The sequence below is a fragment of the Enterococcus thailandicus genome (genome assembly GCF_001886265.1).
GTDB lineage: Bacteria > Bacillota > Bacilli > Lactobacillales > Enterococcaceae > Enterococcus_B > Enterococcus_B thailandicus.
On record NZ_JXLE01000018.1, the window covers coordinates 1 to 20,673 of the forward strand.

The window sequence follows — 20,673 nt, forward strand, 5'->3', positions numbered from 1 at the left end:
ATGTGTGGACCACTTTTCAAGTGAGTGAATCTCATGGCGGTACGGATATCATAAACAATGAATCAAATGGTGAGACCTTGTATTTAGGCTCAAAGAAGAGTCAGTGTCGCTTTTGCTTTTATCAGAAGGATTATGAACAACGAAAGCGACGAGGAATTTCTTTAGAAGAAGCAGAAGTAAAAAATCGCTTTGAACTACGGTATCGAAAAGAGAAAGCGCAAAGCTTGGCAAAGATTATTTCAAAAACCCATGATTTAACCAAACTATTCTTTGAGTTACTTAATGGGGCAATTTGTTTTTATGACCGTGCTCCAAATGATCCAGGTGCAAAAGTCGATGCCAAATGGGCAGCCTTTATTGGCAATCATGGCGCAACCACCATTTCTTTAGAAACAATTCCTCAAAGCTTTGAGAAAAGTATGAATTGGTTAATTCACAGCGTTTCTCCCACCCTCGCATTTATTCAAGAGGTAGATAATCATTTTGATTCAAATTTGATTAACGAGATTATTAGCTGTGGGGAACTTAGTTCAAGGCAGCAAAAAATATTAGAAAATTTGATTGCTGAGCCTGATTATTATCAGGAAGAAGTAGAATTTTATATCCAGTGTCTTCAAAATATGAAGGCAGAAAAAATACACAAAAAAAGCAAAGCACAGCTTACACATTAAAATGTATAAACGTACTCCGCCCTAGACAAGTTGAGTATAGCACATTTCCTTGTGTCAGCCAAAAAACATTTTTGGAAAGGAAATAAACTATGAAAAATACAATAACTACTTATGAATTGCCCTATCTACTTACTAGAGAACAAGCTTCTCATTTTTTAGGGATCGATCCAAAATCTTTTGATAAATTCGTTCGCGCAAACGATGAGTTAGAGCGTTTTATGATAGGAAGACAAGAACGATACACTGTCACTTCCCTCATTAATTTTATTAAGACGCACTCTATCTAGCTAAAATATCGTAGGATGGTTGATTAGATGCTTTTCGCCATGTAGAATGACGGTGTATTCAACTAGCATTTATCAACCATCTTTCAGTGAAAGGATTTGTTATAAATGCCTAGTATAATTAAACGTGGTAACTCATATAGAGCTCAGATCTCACTTTACAATCATGGTCAACATAAGAAATTGACAAAATCATTTAGCTCTAAAAAGGAAGCAACTCGTTGGGCTTTGGAAAATGAATTGGAGAAAGGAAATGGAAAACAATTAGCAGAGCGTACAACAACATTTGCTGACTTCTTTGAAAACTGGATTCATATCATAAAGAAAAACGATGTAAAAGAAACGACTTTTCAAAATTATCAAAGGACTTCTCAAGTGGTGAAGAAATTATTTGGCGATATACAGTTAAAGGATTTGAACGATATTGTAGTACAACGAAAAATAGATAAGTATGCAGAAACTCATTCTCGTAAAACCACTCATGAAGTACTATTGAAAATCAAAACGGCATTACGTGATGCTTATGCTCGTGGCTATCTTGCTACCGATTTTGCAAATTTAGTCAAAACACGAGGGAAAGTTTTAGATAAGAGAAACCGTGCACTTTCTATTACCGAATTAAAGAAACTGCGTACTTATGTCATTAATCATCGAGAAAATGAGTTTAACATTCTTGTACTCCTTGCCTTAGAAACTGGCATGAGACGCGGAGAGCTTTTAGGTATACGTCCCGAAGACCTCTTTGAATATGGTATCCATGTCAGACGTTCCCTTAGTCCAACTTCTGAAGATACCTCGTTAAAAACAAAAAATTCAAGACGAGATATTTCCATTAATCAAGAAGTCTACGATATTCTAAAATCTGTCCCGATTAAAGATAATGGATATTTTTTTGATCCTGACGGCTTTCAACAATCTGCTAAGCTCGCCAGATTACTGAAAAAACTAGATATTCCAAAAACTACCTTCCACGGCCTAAGAGATACTCATGCTTCTTTTCTATTTTCACAAGATATTGATATTGCCTATGTATCAAAACGCTTAGGTCATATCAATATTCAAACAACGCAGAACTATTATCTTGAATTGATGCCAGAAAAAAAGCACCAGCAAGATGCTGATGCTTTAAACCTCTTAAATTCTTTGTCAAATTTATAATTTGAACCAACTTGAACCAAAAAATTCTTGTAAACGTTGATACAATAAGGAATTGATTAACGTTTTGAAAATTGAGATGCTTTACGAGCTTTTTTAAGACCTGGTTTTGCTTATAAATAACGAAAATAGATTGATTTCCGTTCAATATCAAGGATTTTATAGATTTTCTAAAAATCTAAATATCAAGAGATTTCAACCTATTTTAAACAATTCGTACATCAAAACGTACACCAAAAAAATACGCAAACCAGAACACGGCTACTATTTATAAATAACATAGAAACATTCTAGAAATTATTAATCGCTTCACCCATGATTTTTAAGAAATAACCTTTTTCAGGCGCCTCTTCCACACAGTATAGAACCAACGATTTTCTTACATAATTTGCATGGTCTCGTAAAAATTTGGAGTTTAGCGGAAAGCCTTTTGCATTTGCAAACAAGCCAGCAAACCGAATAATCGTCCGCGTGTTCCCTTCTCGAAAAGGATGAATCAACCATAACTTAGCAATCAGATCAGAAAACAGCGGTATCGTTTCCTCCAGACTAATCTCTGACCAGGATACCTGATTCAATTCATCAAGAATAGCCACAATCTGTTCAGCTAACGAAGAAGTTTCCCCATATCGTAAAGATACACCACCTAAAACCTCTTCTTCCTTAAAAATATCAATCGTTCTTAGCTGCCCAGCCCAAGGATATAAATCACCAAATATATACTCGTGAATCGCAAGGAGCGTTTCGTAGTTAAGCGGCTTATCCTCAAACCAAGCGTCAATATCTAGTAACTTTAAGTAGGTAATATCTGCCTCTGCCTTATCAAGAAGGACTTTATCAGTTATCCCTAAATGATTCTTCAAAACATCTGTACCTGGAATTACATAAGGATCAAACATTTTGTAGGCCCATATTACGGTATTTCTCAATAACCGTTTCTAAAGCATCCGCAATTTCAATATTTCCAGCTACGTATTCTTCTACTAATTTCATCGTATCTTCTGAAGGTGCTGCTGCATCTAATGTTGAGTAACTCAAAGCGACATTTCGCAATTTTTCCCGCTCAATTTTTGTGGTGTTTTTTATTGAATATTTGTAATCAGACATATATTTCAACTCCTTATCCAATATGCTAGTTACTATTATACCATGAGTCCCTAGCTTCCATACGCGCTAGAATCCGTTCTATCGGAAAACTAATGCTATAACTATAATATCCAAATACTCAATCACCGTCTTACAAAAACATGCACAAAAATATTGTGTGGACATAAGGCACATGTATCGTTTGATGTTAAAACATTGATTTAACGGAATTTTATCACTTGGTGGAATCATACAAACTGGTAAAGTTATCCGCTAAAATCCCGCCAGAGACTTTAGAAAAACAAAGTCGATTAATGAAAGGCTTATCTTCTACTACTATAGATGCCTAGATTTTTATTTATTATTTTCCCTGTTCTGTTATAATTTATCCTGAGGGAAGTTGAATATGAGTTGTGTAACTGCGACTTAATAAATTAATGTTGGAGATACGTCTTCTGCAGCAATTTCGATATATATATACTAGTATTAAAGTAGGCTGCTTTGTGAACTGTTCCCTACTATGTCTCGAAAACGGTAGAGCTTCCCTCAATAAAATAAGGACTTTTTGAAAATGCGACTACAGGAATTTAAATCATTTGCTGATATCGCAAGTTCGCTTAATGTTACAACGGGACACTTAAGACGCTTGCTTTTTGAAGAAAAAAATAATCTGTACTTCGAATTTGAAATTCCAAAGAAAAATGGCACATTGAGAAAAATATACGCCCCTAATGATAGTTTATTGTTCATTCAAAAAAGATTAAGCGAGATTTTAAACAGTAGCGTAAAACTTCATAATAAGGCTTACGGTTTTATCCACGAGAGAAGTATCGTAGACAATGCTCAGCTACATTTAAAAAAAAAGGTCTTACTTAATATTGATTTAGAAAATTTTTTCCCAAGTATTTCTTTTGGACGAGTAAGAAGCATGTTCATGAATTATTTCAAGCTAGATAAAAATGTTGCGACTACTTTAGCAAACATATGTTGTCATCCTGACGGTTTTTTACCTCAAGGATCACCTACGTCCCCAGTAATATCAAATATTTTATGTAAAACTCTAGATAAAGATTTAGATAGATTAGCAAAAAATTCATTTGGTGCTACTTACTCTAGATATGCTGACGATATAACATTTTCAACTAAAACCAGCTTTAAAGAAAATATTGTTATTGAGAAGAATGGCGAGATAATTTTAGGATCTAGTCTAGCAGATATAATCATAAGAAATGGGTTCAAAATAAATTCAGATAAAACAAGATTACAAAAAGCCAATCAGCATCAAGAAGTTACTGGAATAATTGTGAATCAAAAACTTAATGTTGATAGGCGATACATCAGAAAAATTAGAGCAATGCTCTACTCAATAGAAGAAAACAAAAAAAATCTGTCTATTCCCTTGAAAAAATTTGCTGAAGCAGGCTACGAAGGGGATAGTATAGAAAATATATTGAGAGTAATCAAGGGTATGATAAATTATGTCAGCATGGTAAAAGGAAAGTATGATTCCGTATTTGAACAACTAGCAAAACGTCATAATGCTATTTTAGAAGATCTTGCGATAGAAAATGTAAAACCGATTTTTATACCCCCTAAAATTTGCCTTGAAGAATCAGTATGTGTAATAAAACAAACCGAATTAACTTTATTCTCTAAGGATAAAAAAGATATGTTAACTATAGATTACGGTCAAGGAACCGGTTTTCTTTTGAAGAATCACGGAATCATATCTAATTATCATGTGTTCGAATTTCTTATTGAAGAAATTTTGAACGGATTTTCTCCAATAAAAAACGAGTTCTTTATAGAAATGTTTTTTGGCGAAAAAACTTCAAAACATGTGAAAGCTAAGATTGAAAAATATAGTAAAGAAAAAGATTTAGTATTATTGGTTCCAGAGAACTTATCATTACTAGATTCTGGATTTGAAAAATTCCAAGGCGTATTGGAACAAAATGCCGAAGTTTATTTGTTAGGCTATCCTGATTTTGAAGACGGAGACCAAATGAAATTTGAGAAAGGGCATTACCTTCGAACTATTAACAGCGACAAAATGCGAAAATACGAAATAAGTCAGATTATTTTTGGTGGGAATAGCGGGGGACCAGTATTAGATAGGGAAAACAGGGTCATAGGTGTAGCTACAGAAGGAAAAAGAACTTCCACAAACAGAATTATTCCTATTGAATATTTGAATGATTTGAAAAAAATCTGAAATAATACTAATTGATGCTTATCACAAAAAGAATATACAAATCAAATCTCTGTTTACATCAGAATATGCAGCAACAAGTCATTCTAAAATAATCCGAGCACCGACCACTGCTACCTCCAGTATTTATAACTAGGGGGTGAATAAAGTAGTACCTCACTTGATTGCGAAATATTGATTTAACAGTTTCTTAATTCACTTAGAATGGATAAAAAGGACTGTTTTAACTATACTTTCCGCCAAAATCCCGCTAGAGAAATCTGACGGGATTTTTGATTTGAGTCCTGTTTAGCACAATTTTTATAGGCAGATTCAAAAAAAGTATTTCCGCATACAAAAGTATAGAAAAAGATATTTTCTAAAATTTATGAAATATCATAAGGAAATTAGCTTTTTCCAGTTACTAAAAAATCGTTACTAACAATCAGAGTATCAGCAACGATTCTTTCATAGCTATTCTTAAATTTTATTCATACCTCAGGGCTTCTATTGGATTCAGACGTGCTGCACGATTAGCTGGAAATGTCCCTGCTAGAAATGCTATACCTATGATAACCAAAATGATTACTACTATTGATGGAGCCGAGAATTGAATTAGCTTTAATCCATCTAAGCCATTAAGAAAGGAATCTACAGCTATCTTATTAATAATTAGACTGGCACCTATTGATGCAAGCACTCCCAATACAGCTCCCCAAAAACCTATTAATAATGCTTCAACGCTAAACGATAAAAATACCTTTCCTCTTCCCATTCCCATGGCTTTCATTAATCCAATTTCTCTAGTTCGATCTTGAACAGACATATACAATGTATTAATAATACCAAAACTAGCAGCTAACAATGCGATAGCTCCAAATAAAGTCAAAACTCCAGTAATTCCATTAATTGTCGAATGAATTGTTCCCAACTCATCTTCAAATGTTGTTGCAACAAATCCCTGTTTATTCAGTTCTTCTTTAATTCTAGTGATATTCTTATTGGTGGGATCAACTACTGTAGCAGTTAAATTATAAAACTCGCCTTGCACGGTTGGTGGCATTCCTTCTTGATTTATCTCTACAATTTTATCTGCTAATGCATTACTCACTACCGATTGTCCATTATTAATAATACTTTTGTTCCGAACACCTACAATTGTGACTTCTAAAATCTTTTGTTTGTTAGTAGCTTGAGAAGTCGCAGCAATTTCAATTTTTTTGTTTAACGCTTGCTTAGCAGTTGAGAATCCTAAACTTTTAACATACTCCGGTGCAATATTGATTTCATATTGACTTCCACTCTCAGACACCTGTTTTCCTGCTTTTAAATCGACATTCATTCCAGCAGCTGAACTAGCTGAAAGAACATATTTTTTACCTTTTCCTTGAATGTAGTCAATTTGAAAAGATTTATTTTCAATTACTTCACTAAGACCAGATACGGTGGTAACTTTCTTTGTATCTGAATCCTTCATTAGATACTCATCACCCGCACTTTTACTAGAATCATAAGTATCAGGAGTATCTTTACTCTGCGATTGCTCAACTTTTTTGACAATACTCAACTGATCTTTTCGACCAACATTTGCCACTTGTTTATCAAGATACTCATTTATACCAGTATTGATTCCAGTTGTAATTGAAATTGTGAACGCGCCAATAAAAATAGCAATTATTGTTAAAATAGTTCTACCTTTGTTTCGCCAAAGATTGGCACTAGCTGAAAGAATAGAGTCCTTTAAATTCATCAGACTGCCTCCTTAACAATTAAGCCATCTTTTATTTGGACTTGACGATCACAACGAGCAGCCAACTCTAAATCATGAGTAACAATAATTAGTGTGATGCCTCTTTCATGGTTTAATTCGAATAATAAATCCTCAACTTTTTGCCCAGTACTAGAATCCAAATTTCCTGTTGGTTCATCCGCAAATATAATTTCTGGATTATTAATTAATGCTCTGGCAATGCAAACTCTTTGTTTCTGACCACCTGATAAGTTATTGGCCTTATTTTTAGCTTTGTCCTCAAGCTCAACAGATTGCAAAGCACTCATTGCCAGCTTCTTCCTTTCTTTTCCAGAAATACCAGCTATCTTCAAAGGAAGCAAAACATTATCCATTACTGTGTCTTTAGAATTCAAAAAAAACTGCTGAAAAACAAAGCCAAATGTCTTATTACGAAGTCGATTGAGTTCACTTTTTTTTATTAATTGAGTATCCTGCCCTAATAAAACGACTTTACCATTTGTTGGCTTATCCAATAATGCCAAAATATGCATCAATGTAGATTTACCTGACCCACTCTTTCCCACTATTGCAATGGATTCCCCTTTTTCAACTGAAAGACTTACTCCATTTAATGCGTTAAATAGAGAATTTCCTGTTCCGTAAGTTCGCACAATGTTTCTTGCCTCCAAAACCTTCATTCTTTATTGTTTCTCCTTTAGATTGTTTTTTAGTTACTTTTATTATTTAACCTCGACCTTTAAACTTGTATCCTTTGCATTCTGTATATGAATTTTCATATTAAAATATCCTTTATTCAAAAAATCCAAGGATATTTTTTCTTTAAATCGACCTTGCTCAACCTTTTGTTTTCTTGATTTATTTCCCTGAACAATTTCAATTAAAAAGGAACCTTTGCTACATTTACCATTAATATAAATCATTTCCTTTTTGCTTGATAATTTAAATCTTTTCTTTTCAACGAATCCATCAGTTGCGGATTTAAAATCAAGGGTTAGCTGATTGCCAATTTTATTTTCATAATTCAAAAAGATTGTACCAGTATTTACTACATCATTTTTTTCGATTTCTCTAATCAGAGAACCAAAGAATAAAACTCCCCCTATTAACGAGATGATTATTAATAATCCTAAATTTTTCCATCTTTTCAAAATGACTGTTCGATAAATTCCTATAATTGGAACAATACTGGATAATATACCCCAAACTACAGCATTTTTATTATTCTCACTTATCTCCATCTTCACTACTATTACCCCAACAACAAAAGAAATCATTATTAGCATCAAAGTTAAAAAGCAAGCAGTTAATGAAACTCCAATATTTTGCGACGAAAGGTTCCAACGCAATATTTTCAATACTAAAAATAGGTAAAGCAACAACTCACATATCAAAAAAATAGACCACTGTTCTTTCTTCTTATCCATAAGATATCACCCATCTCACATTACTGTTACTTACTAGTATTGGTTATTTATAAAATATATAGCTTACACTGTCATAATCAACAATGTAAGCTATATATCGTTATGAAGCTTTAGCTTGCACAAAGTACTCCACAAACCCCACCGAGACAAACCGCACCACAAAGCACTCCAATAATTCCAACTCCAACAGTTGGATCAATTTCTGTTACCATTTGAACTTCTTCCATAAAAAATCCCTCCAGTTGATTTTTACTATGAACAAAAGATTCCACTAGCACAAAGTACTCCACACAAGAAGCCCATGGGTTCTACTTGTTCATAATCATTGTTATCAGACATAAAAATTTGTATTTCTTCCATTATCACACCTCCTTAACTCGAACAACGACAACATCAACAAAAAATCCCACTGAAACAAAGTACTCCACAAAGAAAACCATAAGGTTCTGGAGTTTGGATGTCTTCATCCAAGTAAGCTGAAACATATACTTCTTCCATCATTAGTCCCCCCTAATTAAAGATTTTTAATAACGCAATAAATTGCGACTATTATCCTAATTCATTTGATAGATTTGTTTCTCCTTAATCAAAAATTTCGCAACTGCATTTTTAGCAATATTAGTATCATGTGTAATTAGAATCACCATTTTTGAAAGACTCAATCTATCAATGATTGCCTTAACTTTTGAACTATTACTTGAATCTAATGCTGATGTTGGTTCATCAAAAACAATTATTGATGTATCCTTGGCTAATGCAATAGCTATGGATAATCGTTGAAGTTGTCCTACAGAAAAATTATTTCCGTTTTCTAAAATTTTTGTTTCATACTGTTTAGATAAATCCATAATCTCACTATCAATACCACATTCTGAACAATATTCTCTGATTTCAGAAAGTTTGATTTTAGGGTTAACATATCGGAAATTGTCAATAATCGAACCACTAAATGAAAAAATTTGTTGATTAACTAATGAGATTTCATCTCTTAATGATTTTTCAGAGATCATATTAATACTTTTTCCGTTTATTAATATTTCTCCCGATTTAACATCGTATAATTTGAGAATATGATTAATAAGTGTTGTTTTCCCACTACCACTGTCTCCCATGAATACGTACAATCCAATACTATTAATTTCTAAATTTACATCATCCAAAATAATTCTTCCCATTTTTTCACACTTAACATCGATCAACTTAAGAGATGGACTTTTCCAGTGATTAACAAGACTATCTCCAAAATTCTCATCGTCAGTTTTATTATTTTTTATAGACTCAATCCTATCCAAACTCACTAAAAGTTGTTGATAATTTCCAGCGATATTGGTAACAGACAAGCTAGATGAATTAAATTGTTGACTATAGGAAGAAAACTGAATAAACCCTTCAACAGTAAGACTTCCAACAAAGACAAAATAACCGCCAAGCAAATAATTAGCTATCTCCCCTAATACACCTAGCATAGATATGAGCGTTTGAAAAATTACTATAAACGTTTGTAACGAGTATGAATTTTTCTTTTTTAAATTCACCAAATTAGTAAACTGGATATTTTGTGATTCCTTAACTCCAAGTGTTTTAACAATTTTCATTCCTAAAATTGATTGTTGTATAAAAGATAGGACTGAATCGTTTGACTCTTTCACATTTACCTGTTGTACCCTAACTTGTCTCATTTTCTTGTTATAATAAATAATAATTATCGGTAACGATAATAAGCTAAATACGGTCAGTAAGAAACTTAGTTTTAACATAAGAATCAAAAATAAAAGTACTTGTAAACAGGAAACGCTAGCTGGAAGTAACTTTCCAAATAAAATCTCAACTGCCTGCTCAATATCTGTAGATAGTACGGATATTGTCTTTCCTATGGGTGTACTATCAAAATACTTCATTTGTTTGTGTAATAATTTTTGAAATAGATTGTTCTGTATATCTCTAACTAAGTTTACCTTTAGATAGATTGTTACTCTTGACTGAAAATAGGAAATAAGTAATTTTAAAAGATAAAATATCACAGCTATAATCAACGTAAACTTAAACTGTTCAAAATTTTTTCTATAAAGTGTTGATAATAGACTAGACCAAATAATCGGTTGAATTGCTAGTGTAGATAGTGTCAGTAATATACACATAGAAAGCATACAACAGTGTAATTTATAGTTTTTCAAGTATCTACAAAAGCTAATAACTAATTGACCCTTCGGATTCCTTTTTCCATCTTTCTTCAATTAAATTGCTCTCCTTAGATTTGACTGAAAGCTTGACCATGCCTCGGGATTAGATTTTAATAATCCAATATTTATTAACGACTGTTTCAAAATTTCATTTATCGTTTGGCAAAAAACAGGATTCGTTAATTCAATATTATCTTTATTGATTACAAATCCACCTAGACAGGATGAACATACAGTTCTAGCAGGACAAATCATGCAATCGTTCGATTTCAATTTATTATTAACTTGGTTGTCGAATGAGATTGCTTTTTTAACAATTTCGTTTGGATCTTCACCCACATATCCATAAGCTGTTTCATCTTGAGAGGTATACATAAAACATGGGGATAGTTGGTTATCATGACTTAGGGAAAACGTTTGAATACCGGCCGGACAGATTCTGGGTTCTTGTATTTGATTGATTAATCTAAAAAGTATTCCCAGTACAAGACTTATTGAAGTCACTTTTTCACCAGTAGTAACTTGTGCAAATGTAAGATTCACAATATCTCTTACATATTCTCTATATTTATCAACATTCTTTAAAACACTTAGTTCATTATCAATATCGATATTAACGGGAACGATATGCGTCGCCTGTGAGCCAAAAGTTTCAAAAAAGAAACGGGCTAAATCTGAATATGATATTCCTCGATTAATATGTTCATTAGTATAAGTACATTCAAACCCAATATTTTTAATACCAGATTCAATGAGTAGTTGATAATTATTTACAATGTCTTTGTAATGACCTTTTTCGCGTATATCATATCTCAGTCGATCATTTATCTCTTGAGGTCCATCAAGACTAATAGTAATAGCAAAATCATACTGTTTGTATATTTGTAAAAGTTTTTGTGGTAGGATAACGCAATTCGTTACAATTCCAAATATAGGAAGTTTTGATATATTCCCCTCCTTCTTTTTTTGAGCAAAAAAATTTACTACAAACTCAATTTGCTTTGTACAAAGAGAGGGTTCCCCTCCAAAAAATTGAATTACCTTAATTTCTTTGAAATTGGATACTAAATAATTTAATCCGTCGTATAATTTTTCTTTAGTAAAATTACTTCTTTTTTCATAATCATACATGCCAAAGTTGGCATAACAATATTCGCAACGCAGATTACAATCACTTGTTAAGACAAGGCTTAATTTACCAATAGAAAAGTCTTTAGCCTCTGTGCTAATCTGTTTCAAGCTATTGCAATCTAAACAGTTGAATTTTTCTTCTTTTTCATTGGAGATATCCCTCAGTATTTGGTTAACCGCACTTTGAGAATTTTGGGAGATAAAGAAGTCTCTCATCTTTTTTGATAATTCATTATCAGTAATCTGAAAAATTGAACTACTAGGAATATGAAGTAAAATATCTGAATCTTCGTTTTCCAAAAAATAGAAATCATTTCTAAAATTATTTTCTTTCATTATTTATCACCTCATGACGAAAATATAATTCATCATTCCAATAAAAAAAAGGGACTATGCAATATGTACATTTTTTTTGCACTATTTACAGTTTACGACGAGCAATCTATACTGATATTCTATAAAAAGGAATGAATCTCAGTTAAATGATTCGAACATGAGGAGTACATATATGAGAATTTTTATTTGTGAGGACGAAAAAGATATTTCGTTAAAATTACAATCAATCTGTGAAACTATCCTCTGTAATCTCAATCAACCCGATTATGAAATCGAAGTTTACAATGATGGAGAAACACTTGCACAATACTATCAATTAGGTAAAAGAGCTGACTTAATATTTTTAGATATTGAACTTGGTAATAATTCTGGCATAGATGTTTCCAGAAAAATAAGACAACTTGATAAATCTGTAAAAATTGTCTTTGCTACAAATTATAGAAATTACAAGGATGAAGCATTTTCAGTACATGCTTTTGGTTATATTGAAAAACCATTTCATCAAATTGATATTGAGACAATTATCACGGAATTTATTCAATATTCCATAGATGAAGAAAAAACACTCATAAAGTTAAGTGGAAATAATGGAGATTTTTTGGTGGATAAAAATGATATTTTATATATCGAGAACCGGAATCGCAAACTAATACTAGTTTGCTTTTCAGGTTCCTATCCCATAACTGGAAAAATAAGTAAATTGGGAAATGATCTAAAAGAATTTGGATTTCACAGTCCCCATGTTAGCTTTCTTGTCAATCTTGATTATGTAAGAAGAATAAAAAACTATACTGTCTATATGACTAACGATTGTGAAATCCCACTTTCTCAAAAAAAATCATCTATTTTTCGTAAAGTAATAAGCCAACATTTACGTCATATTATTCATAGCCATAAGGGGGAAAATAAATGAATTCTATATTACAAATTTTTTCATTTCTTATAACAGGTCTCACTATGACTATTGTAGTTTTTGATTTTTTCAACGAGTTGTTTAAAAAAAAATACGAAAATAATTTTTTCTATTTTATCTGCTATTTCCTTTTTTATATTGGATTTCTAGTGTCTATGCTCATCCCAACTCCAATTATTCGAATTTTCTTTCCAGCGGTATTCCCCTTTATTTTTGGAGCTTTTTTATATTCAAATTTTTCTTTTCCACTTACCTTGTTTCTGCTTATTGCTATTGAGTTTTGTGAAATTACAATTGAATCTCTAACAGATTTCATCTTTGGAGGTGGGTTTTTAATTATGCCTAGCAACCTCCTTCGAAACCTAATCATTTTTTTCTTATACCAATTCATCATGCTTTACATAAAGAATAAAAAACAAAACTTTTCATTACCAAAAAGAAATTTTGCTATTTTTATTTTGCCTCTACTTAGTTTAATAATTATAAATCTTAGTACGTTATTTACAATTCAATCCCAAGATTTTCATCTAGTAGTTATCTCTACCATCGTAGGTACGGGATTGCTTTTTAGTAATATTTTCATGTTCTACTTATTTAAACAACTTCAAGTTTACTCAGAGAGAGAAAATCTTTATCGTATGAAGAGTCAACAATCTAAATTACAATATCAATATGTAAAGGATCTTGAATCTAAGAATTTAGAAACAAAAAAAATTCTTCATGACATAAAACGACATTTAGCTGTTCTTTCAACCCTTAAAGATACTCAAGACTCACCTGAATATATTTCTAATTATATAAATCAAATTAATCTCAGTATCGACTCAGTTGAGATCACCAACTATACAGACAGTCCTATTGTTAATCTATTGATAAACAACAAAAAAAATATAGCGAAAGAAAATGAAATTAATTATACAACTAGAAGTGAAAATATCTCTTTTGATTTTATGGAGGAAATTGATCAGACAACTCTGTTTTCTAATATTTTAGATAATGCTTTTGAAGAAGCAGCAATAGTCACTTCATCAAATAAATTTGTTTCAATAACCATATGTACAATTAATGATTTTAAAATAGTTAATATTTCGAACTCATATGACCCTGATAATCATAAAAACAATAAAAATCACATGGGATTAGGGTTACATAACGTACAAGATGTCGCCAGAAAATACCAAGCGAATTTAACTATAGATGATAATAAAAAACAAGGAATATTTGAAGTTCAACTATCTTTTTTATAGCGTTAGTTAAAAAAAATTTTTTGGAGCATACTACCTCCTCCCCGCTAGTAACACGGGGGTACCAAACTCATTGGAAATCCCTCTAAGGGTTGCTACGAAAGGCCTCACGAGCATTCTTCAAAGATTCGATTTTTGTCAAAATTAGCTAAATAGAAAAGCAAAAGACGTGTGAACGGACCGGCTGCCAGCGGCAGAGCCGAGTTCGTTTACACGTCTTTTTTGTGTTTTCTCAAAAAAGAAACTTTTTCGAAATGAGGCGATTGAAAAGCAAATAGTTTAAGAATCTCTTACAAGTTAATTCAATTGCCTGTTGTTTCGAAAAATTGCCCTACTCAGATTGTAGTAGTAATGGAAGGGAAATCATCCATAAAGAAAATTATGAGAAATTCCACATTTTTTGGAAAATAGGGGGTTCCAAATTGTTCTTGTTAGTGAAAGGAGGAAATTTTATGCAACTGATTCGTGCACCCACTCTACTTTGTTTCAACCAATTAAAACAAAGACTAAATTCAAAACCAAAGGAGAAATACACATGTCAAAAAAATTAATGATCCAAAAAGGAACCAGTATCTCACTAAACGATTCAGAAACTGTCAATCTAGCCAGTCTACGTTTCGATCTCAAACAATTCAAACTCCCGCAACGTTTTGTTGTCGCCAAAAGTGATATTCAAATGCGGATGGAACGTGAACAGAACCATGTTGGCGAACGTGTAGAAACCGGGCTAATGACCCTCACCTTCAAAGTCTATGATCAGGCTTTTGTCGAACTGGTTCTGAATAACGGCGGAACAGAACTCGGCTCCCCAATTACCATTGTGGTCGAGCATCAAGAAGAACTGCCCATTTTAGATAACTATGAAGACGGCGAGTTGATTCCCATTCGTTTTAATGGTTTAAATGTCTATCCCCGAAAAATTCAGAAAAAATCATTTGTGGGAGAAGGTCAACCAATGATTGACACCTGGCAATTTGCAGCATTGAAAATCAGTGCCACCTCCTATCAACTAGGAGATGTGAATGAACCAAATACCCCGGCAAAGTAACGAATGTCTGATCGATTTTCTACGTTTTTCATTACCGGATGCTTCAATGGAAAAAGTTGCGGACTTATTGGGAATTGCCCTTTCTGACTTCACTTCGGAAAAGAAAGGGAGCCCTTTTCCCACTTACGATTCTCACTATTCCTTTGCAGATATTATCATTCACCAAAGTGACCACCACAACAATCTGTTAGTAAACTTATCGGGTCAAGGGTGTCGCCAATATGAAGAATATATGTCTAGTGTGGAGGGTTGGCATTGGCAGAAATTCTTAGCCACCATTTTAAAAGCCAAAGGAACCATTACTCGTGCCGACTTGGCAATGGATTTATTTGATGGCTCTTCCCCTCCTGTGTCTACTTTGCAAAAATACGTGAAGAACGGCCAACTCAGCTCTCAAAGTCGCCACTTTCGGGAAGTAAACAGTGGTCAACTACAGGAAGGCATTCTGACTGGTCATACGCTTTATATTGGCGCTCAGCCACAACTACTGCGGATTTATGACAAAAAGCAAGAAATCCGCGATAAAACGGGGGAAATTGCCCAAGTCCACGAGTGGGTTCGCTGGGAACTGGAATTAACCGATCAGAAAGCTCGGCAAGCCGTAGAAAAGCTTGCGAAAGGAATACCACTCAATACGGTAATTCGTGGCATTTTAGCTTCCCACTACAGCTTTAAGACCAAACCCAAAGGCCCCGTCAATTATCACAACAAAGCTCGTTGGCCGAACATGAAATGGTGGGATAAATTTGTGGGGGGTATTCCCAAAATCCCCTTACGTGTAGTTCGTGAAAAGCCAACCTTTTCCAAGAAGAAAGCATGGTTAGAAAATGCCACTTCGAAATCGCTCGCCATGATTTACGAAGCTTTTCTACAAGCTTATGGCCCAGAACAAGCAGAAGTTTATTTGAGAGAATTACTAGCCACAGGAAAAGAAAAATTCACGGAAACAGATCAGACCTTTATCGAACAAAAAATACTGGAATTGGAAAATGAAGATTCTTACTAGAGAAAGGAGGTTGCCTATGCACGAAGTTCAATTTTTACTGAACGATGAGCAGATGAAACAGCTAGGAAATAGTGTTTACACACTTCTTCTAAACAATGTGAATCAAGTACGACAAGATACTGCGATCGACAAACGCTATTTAACCAAGAAAGAAACTTGCCAATATCTCCATATTGCGAACAACACTTTGGATAAATGGGTTGAACAAGGACTGCCAAAAATCACGATTCAAGGTGTTGTGCGTTTTGATCGGCAAGCTATAGATGAATGGCTCCATTGCTATACTCGCTAGAAGCGGTTTATAATCAGAACGTAGTCATTCCTACGTTCTGGTTTGCGTATAAGAAAGTAGGAAGTAACATGGCAATTACTAAACTGAAAAACAACCACTACAAATTGGAGGTGTTTTACCCCAAGGAGGTGCGACAAATTCTCGGTGTCACTACCGAGCGCTACCGCAAAACATTTAGGACGAAAAAAGAAGCGGAACAGGCTGAAAAAGACGTGTCTCAAAAAATTCAACGTGTGCTTAATGAAAAGAGTGGTCGTTCATTTGAATTAAGCGGGCATATCAAATTCAAAGAGTTTTATGAAACAGTTTGGTTGGATATGTATATCGCTGGTTCTACTGGACGATCTAGGCAAATACCAACTGCCACAACCATTAGCAATACGAAAGATGTCTTCCGTCTTCATATTCTACCGATGTTTGGTGAATATTCCATCAAGTTCTTAAACGACAATAAAGACTTTGTGCTTCGTGCTTTGATGAAAAAGTCCCAAACTTATGCCAATATCAAAATCATCAAAAGTTACGTCAACCAGATTTTTGATATTGCGGAGTTATTAGAGTATATCGAATACAATCGGATTGAAAAAGTGATTCGGTATGTGGGTGATCCCAAGAAACAACAACTAAAGGCGGAACGTCAGCTAAACGGTGAAGCACTGACAGCCGAAGAATTGATTGCTTGGTTAGACGCAGCCAATGAGGATTACAGCAAAGGTTTACTAATCATGCAAGACTATGTTCTCTTGATGCTAACGTTGAACCTAGGGGACCGCAAGAGCGAATCCTATGCCCTTCAGTGGAAGCATATTGATTTTGAAAATGGTTATGTCAGTTTGATTCAAAGTAAGGATAAATTTGGTAATTTAAAATCCACAAAAGGTCGAAAAGCCACGAAGTTCAAGATTCCGACATTCCTTATTAAACTATTGAAAGAATGGAAGCAAAAACAAAAGGAAGAACTTTTACAACTTGGGATTAAGCAGACAAAAGAACAATTTCTTTTCACTTATGCCAATCGAAGTGGCGAAGTAAATATTCCGGTTCATGTGGATTACTTAAATTATCGGCTAAAATCCATTCGCCGAAGACATGAGGAACTAACCCAGACAAATCCACACAAGCTACGACATACCTTTAGCACGTTGGCTCGTGAAGGTGGTGCAACAATGGCGCAAATTTCTCAAGCCTTAACCCACTCGGATATCAAAACGACAGAAATATATGTTAATACTCCAAATGTTGTCGATCTTTCCACTTATGAGAAATTCGAGAAACGCCTAGATGAAGCGCGACAAGCAAAATAAACAACTAATTAAAATAACAATCAAACAACCTAAAAAGAACGATGATATAGTGTCTGACCTAGGTCTTAAAAACAGCCAATTCAAAATCTCGTACATTTTTTCGTACCTAAGCGTACAAAAAAAGACACTTCCCAAAAATTGGAAAGTGCCTGAAACGTTGATATATAAAGGATATTAACGCTTAGAGAATTGAGAAGCTTTACGAGCTTTCTTAAGACCTGGTTTTTTACGTTCGACCATACGTGCGTCACGAGTAAGTAAGCCAGCACGTTTAAGAGCTGCACGGAAGTCAGGATCAACTTCTAGCAATGCACGAGCAATACCATGACGGATAGCTCCTGATTGTCCAGCATAGCCTCCACCGTTTACGTTAACAAAAACGTCATATGCGCCTTTTGTTTCAGTAACAGCGAAAGGTTGATTGATAACTTCACGCAAGTCAGCATGTGGGATGTATTCTTCAACATCTTTTTTGTTTACAATAACTTTACCAGTTCCTGGTACTAAACGTACGCGAGCAACTGCATTTTTACGACGGCCTGTGCCGATATATTGAACTTGTGCCAATGAAATTCCCTCCTATTAGATTAAGTTTGTGATATCTAAAACTTCTGGTTGTTGAGCAGTATGTGGATGTTCTGAACCACCATATACGTTCAATTTAGTAAATTGTTTGCGGCCTAAAGTGTTTTTAGGAAGCATTCCTTTTACTGAAGTTTCGATTAAACGACGAGAATTTTTAGCACGCAATTCGCCAGCTGTGACTGATTTCAATCCACCTGGGTAGTTGCTGTGACGGTAATAAATTTTGTCAGTCGCTTTTTTACCTGTTAATTTCACTTTATCTGCATTGATAACAATGACGAAATCGCCAGTATCCACATGAGGTGTGAAAGTTGGTTTATTTTTACCACGTAGTACAGATGCAACAACTGTTGAAAGACGTCCCAATGGAACATCAGTTGCGTCTACTACATACCATTTACGTTCTACTTCGCCTGGTTTGGCCATATATGTTGTACGCACGTTAGTTTCCTCCAATTTAAGTTCTGATGTTTGACATACACTTCGAGTTTCCGGGGCTCTTTGTGGGGCAAACAATACCATTTAACATATTACCTGCTACTTTGCATAATGTCAACGTTTTTCTGCTCGCATGAAAAATTTTCCAAAAGTTTACACCTCTTAGCTATTTTCATTTCCCTGTTACATTTAAAATTCTATTTTTTGTATAAAAAAGAAAGAAACTACATTGTTTTTTGTATATTAAATAATTTATTTATAATATAATGCATATTTATTAAATAAAAGTATTGCTTTTTTATTTTTATAATGCTATTATTTGAAGCATCAATTTTCAAAAAGAATGCAAAGTAAGGGGAGTTTTTTATGAAAGAGAAAATTATTTTAGCTTATTCCGGTGGATTAGATACATCTGTTGCAATTAAATGGCTGACAGATGAAGGGTATGACGTGATTGCTTGTTGTTTAGATATTGGTGAAGGAAAAGATACTGCCTTTATCAAAGAAAAAGCCTTACAAGTTGGCGCTAGTGCTTCTTATGCAATTGATGCTAAAGAGGAATTTGCACAAGAATTTGCTTTGGTCGCGCTTCAAGGACATACTTTCTATGAACAAGCTTATCCATTGGTTTCTGCTCTTTCACGCCCCTTAATTGCGAAGAAACTAGTCGAGCTTGCTCGAACAACAGGAGCTACAACCATTGCTCATGGCTGTACTGGAAAAGGAAATGACCAAGTTCGATTTGAAGTTGCAATCAATGCGTTAGCACCTGACTTAAAAATCATTGCGCCCGTTCGTCAATGGCAGTGGTCTCGTGAAGAAGAAATTGCTTATGCAAAAGAAAATGGTATTCCGATTCCTGCAAATTTAGATAACCCCTATTCAATTGATCAAAACCTTTGGGGTCGCGCATGTGAATGCGGAATTCTAGAAGATCCTTGGGCAACACCACCAGCAGGAGCTTATGAGTTAACGACTGCTTTGGAATACACACCAGACCAGCCAGATGTAATTGAGCTAACGTTTGAACAAGGTATCCCAATTGCATTAAATAAAGAAAAGATGTCTTTATCACAACTAATCTTGACATTAAATCAGCTCGCTGGTAAACACGGAATCGGTCGGATTGATCATGTTGAAAACCGGTTAGTTGGTATCAAATCTCGTGAAGTTTATGAATGTCCAGGTGCGGTAACATTGATGCAAGCGCACAAAGAATTGGAAGATTTGACTTTTGTTCGTGAACTAGCGCACTTTAAACCACTGATTGAGCAACAACTTGGTCAAATGATTTATGATGGTTTATGGTTCAATCCTTTAACGGAAGCTTTATTACAATTTCTAAAATCAACTCAAATTTATGTAAATGGTACCGTTCGGGTCAAGCTCTTTAAAGGAAATATAATTGTGGAGGGGCGGAAGTCATCCAATAGCCTTTACAGTGAAGAACTTGCTACTTATACATCGGCAGATACATTTGATCAACAAGCCGCTATTGGATTCATCAAACTTTGGGGACTACCTTCTAAGGTTCACGCAGAGGTACAATCGCAGCAAGAAAACTTGTCACAAATAATTTAAATATATTAGCCAATGAAGATTTCTTTACGTTATAACAGGAAAAAGAAGTCT

Annotated in this window: 20 protein-coding genes; 11 read left to right on the forward strand and 9 right to left on the reverse strand. The window is 34.0% G+C overall.

The window, feature by feature from the left end:
* The 3 genes from RV17_RS11060 to RV17_RS11070 all read left to right on the forward strand — a co-directional run.
* The coding region (locus RV17_RS11060) for a replication initiation factor domain-containing protein (protein ID WP_143139941.1) at positions 1–671 on the forward strand (671 nt) is incomplete at its 5' end.
* Positions 672–760: 89 nt separating this feature from the next.
* Positions 761–958 (forward strand): hypothetical protein, encoded by a 198-nt coding sequence (locus RV17_RS13690; RefSeq protein WP_002372025.1) that lies wholly within the window; start codon positions 761–763, stop codon positions 956–958.
* A 105-nt stretch (positions 959–1,063) separates the two neighbouring features.
* Entirely contained in the window at positions 1,064–2,113 is a 1,050-nt protein-coding gene (locus RV17_RS11070) for a tyrosine-type recombinase/integrase (protein WP_002406008.1), read from the forward strand.
* Positions 2,114–2,400: 287 nt separating this feature from the next.
* On the opposite strand, the gene RV17_RS11075 is transcribed toward RV17_RS11070, so the two are convergent.
* Positions 2,401–3,009: a Fic/DOC family protein gene (locus RV17_RS11075; RefSeq protein WP_071869238.1), complete on the reverse strand. Its 609-nt coding sequence runs from the start codon at positions 3,007–3,009 to the stop codon at positions 2,401–2,403.
* Positions 3,002–3,217, reverse strand: a complete 216-nt coding sequence (locus RV17_RS11080; RefSeq protein WP_083571989.1) for a hypothetical protein — start codon at positions 3,215–3,217, stop codon at positions 3,002–3,004. Before RV17_RS11080 ends, RV17_RS11075 begins: the two co-directional genes overlap by 8 nt.
* Positions 3,218–3,767: 550 nt before the next feature.
* Between RV17_RS11080 and RV17_RS11085 the strand changes: the two genes are divergently transcribed.
* Complete coding sequence (locus RV17_RS11085; protein ID WP_071869239.1) at positions 3,768–5,411, forward strand: reverse transcriptase domain-containing protein; 1,644 nt, start codon at positions 3,768–3,770, stop codon at positions 5,409–5,411.
* Positions 5,412–5,874: 463 nt separating this feature from the next.
* Here the strand turns inward: RV17_RS11085 and RV17_RS11090 are convergent, their stop codons facing one another.
* The 5 genes from RV17_RS11090 to RV17_RS11110 form a co-directional block, all read right to left on the reverse strand.
* Positions 5,875–7,137 (reverse strand): ABC transporter permease, encoded by a 1,263-nt coding sequence (locus RV17_RS11090; protein WP_071869240.1) that lies wholly within the window; start codon positions 7,135–7,137, stop codon positions 5,875–5,877.
* Positions 7,137–7,817, reverse strand: coding sequence for an ABC transporter ATP-binding protein (locus tag RV17_RS11095; protein WP_071869241.1), 681 nt, complete (start codon positions 7,815–7,817; stop codon positions 7,137–7,139). The genes RV17_RS11090 and RV17_RS11095 overlap by 1 nt, the downstream gene beginning before the upstream one ends.
* 42 nt (positions 7,818–7,859) lie before the next feature.
* On the reverse strand, positions 7,860–8,564 hold the full coding sequence (locus RV17_RS11100; RefSeq protein ID WP_071869242.1) for a hypothetical protein: 705 nt from the start codon (positions 8,562–8,564) through the stop codon (positions 7,860–7,862).
* Between the two features lie 554 nt (positions 8,565–9,118).
* Entirely contained in the window at positions 9,119–10,798 is a 1,680-nt protein-coding gene (locus RV17_RS11105; protein ID WP_071869243.1) for an ABC transporter ATP-binding protein, read from the reverse strand.
* Positions 10,799–12,211, reverse strand: a complete 1,413-nt coding sequence (locus RV17_RS11110) for a radical SAM protein (RefSeq protein ID WP_083571990.1) — start codon at positions 12,209–12,211, stop codon at positions 10,799–10,801.
* 172 nt (positions 12,212–12,383) lie between these two features.
* On the opposite strand from RV17_RS11110, the gene RV17_RS11115 reads away from it, so the two are divergent.
* The 6 genes from RV17_RS11115 (at position 12,384) to RV17_RS11140 (ending at position 18,018) form a co-directional block, all read left to right on the forward strand.
* Positions 12,384–13,124, forward strand: a complete 741-nt coding sequence (locus RV17_RS11115; protein ID WP_071869244.1) for a LytR/AlgR family response regulator transcription factor — start codon at positions 12,384–12,386, stop codon at positions 13,122–13,124.
* On the forward strand, positions 13,121–14,371 hold the full coding sequence (locus RV17_RS11120) for a sensor histidine kinase (protein WP_071869245.1): 1,251 nt from the start codon (positions 13,121–13,123) through the stop codon (positions 14,369–14,371). The genes RV17_RS11115 and RV17_RS11120 overlap by 4 nt, the downstream gene beginning before the upstream one ends.
* Positions 14,372–14,903: 532 nt before the next feature.
* Positions 14,904–15,416 carry a hypothetical protein gene (locus RV17_RS11125; RefSeq protein WP_071869246.1) on the forward strand — a complete coding sequence of 171 codons (513 nt, stop codon included), beginning with the start codon at positions 14,904–14,906 and terminating at the stop codon, positions 15,414–15,416.
* On the forward strand, positions 15,391–16,422 hold the full coding sequence (locus RV17_RS11130) for a replication initiation factor domain-containing protein (protein WP_071869247.1): 1,032 nt from the start codon (positions 15,391–15,393) through the stop codon (positions 16,420–16,422). The genes RV17_RS11125 and RV17_RS11130 overlap by 26 nt, the downstream gene beginning before the upstream one ends.
* 16 nt (positions 16,423–16,438) lie before the next feature.
* Complete coding sequence (locus RV17_RS11135; RefSeq protein ID WP_048603186.1) at positions 16,439–16,714, forward strand: helix-turn-helix domain-containing protein; 276 nt, start codon at positions 16,439–16,441, stop codon at positions 16,712–16,714.
* Positions 16,715–16,782: 68 nt separating this feature from the next.
* Positions 16,783–18,018 carry a tyrosine-type recombinase/integrase gene (locus RV17_RS11140; protein WP_071869248.1) on the forward strand — a complete coding sequence of 412 codons (1,236 nt, stop codon included), beginning with the start codon at positions 16,783–16,785 and terminating at the stop codon, positions 18,016–18,018.
* Positions 18,019–18,192: 174 nt separating this feature from the next.
* On the opposite strand, the gene rpsI is transcribed toward RV17_RS11140, so the two are convergent.
* Positions 18,193–18,585 carry a 30S ribosomal protein S9 gene (rpsI, locus tag RV17_RS11150; protein WP_067484493.1) on the reverse strand — a complete coding sequence of 131 codons (393 nt, stop codon included), beginning with the start codon at positions 18,583–18,585 and terminating at the stop codon, positions 18,193–18,195.
* A gap of 15 nt (positions 18,586–18,600) precedes the next feature.
* Complete coding sequence (gene rplM, locus RV17_RS11155) at positions 18,601–19,029, reverse strand: 50S ribosomal protein L13 (RefSeq protein ID WP_306294856.1); 429 nt, start codon at positions 19,027–19,029, stop codon at positions 18,601–18,603.
* Positions 19,030–19,407: 378 nt separating this feature from the next.
* On the opposite strand from rplM, the gene RV17_RS11160 reads away from it, so the two are divergent.
* Entirely contained in the window at positions 19,408–20,622 is a 1,215-nt protein-coding gene (locus tag RV17_RS11160) for an argininosuccinate synthase (RefSeq protein WP_067484487.1), read from the forward strand.
* Positions 20,623–20,673 lie beyond the last annotated feature (51 nt).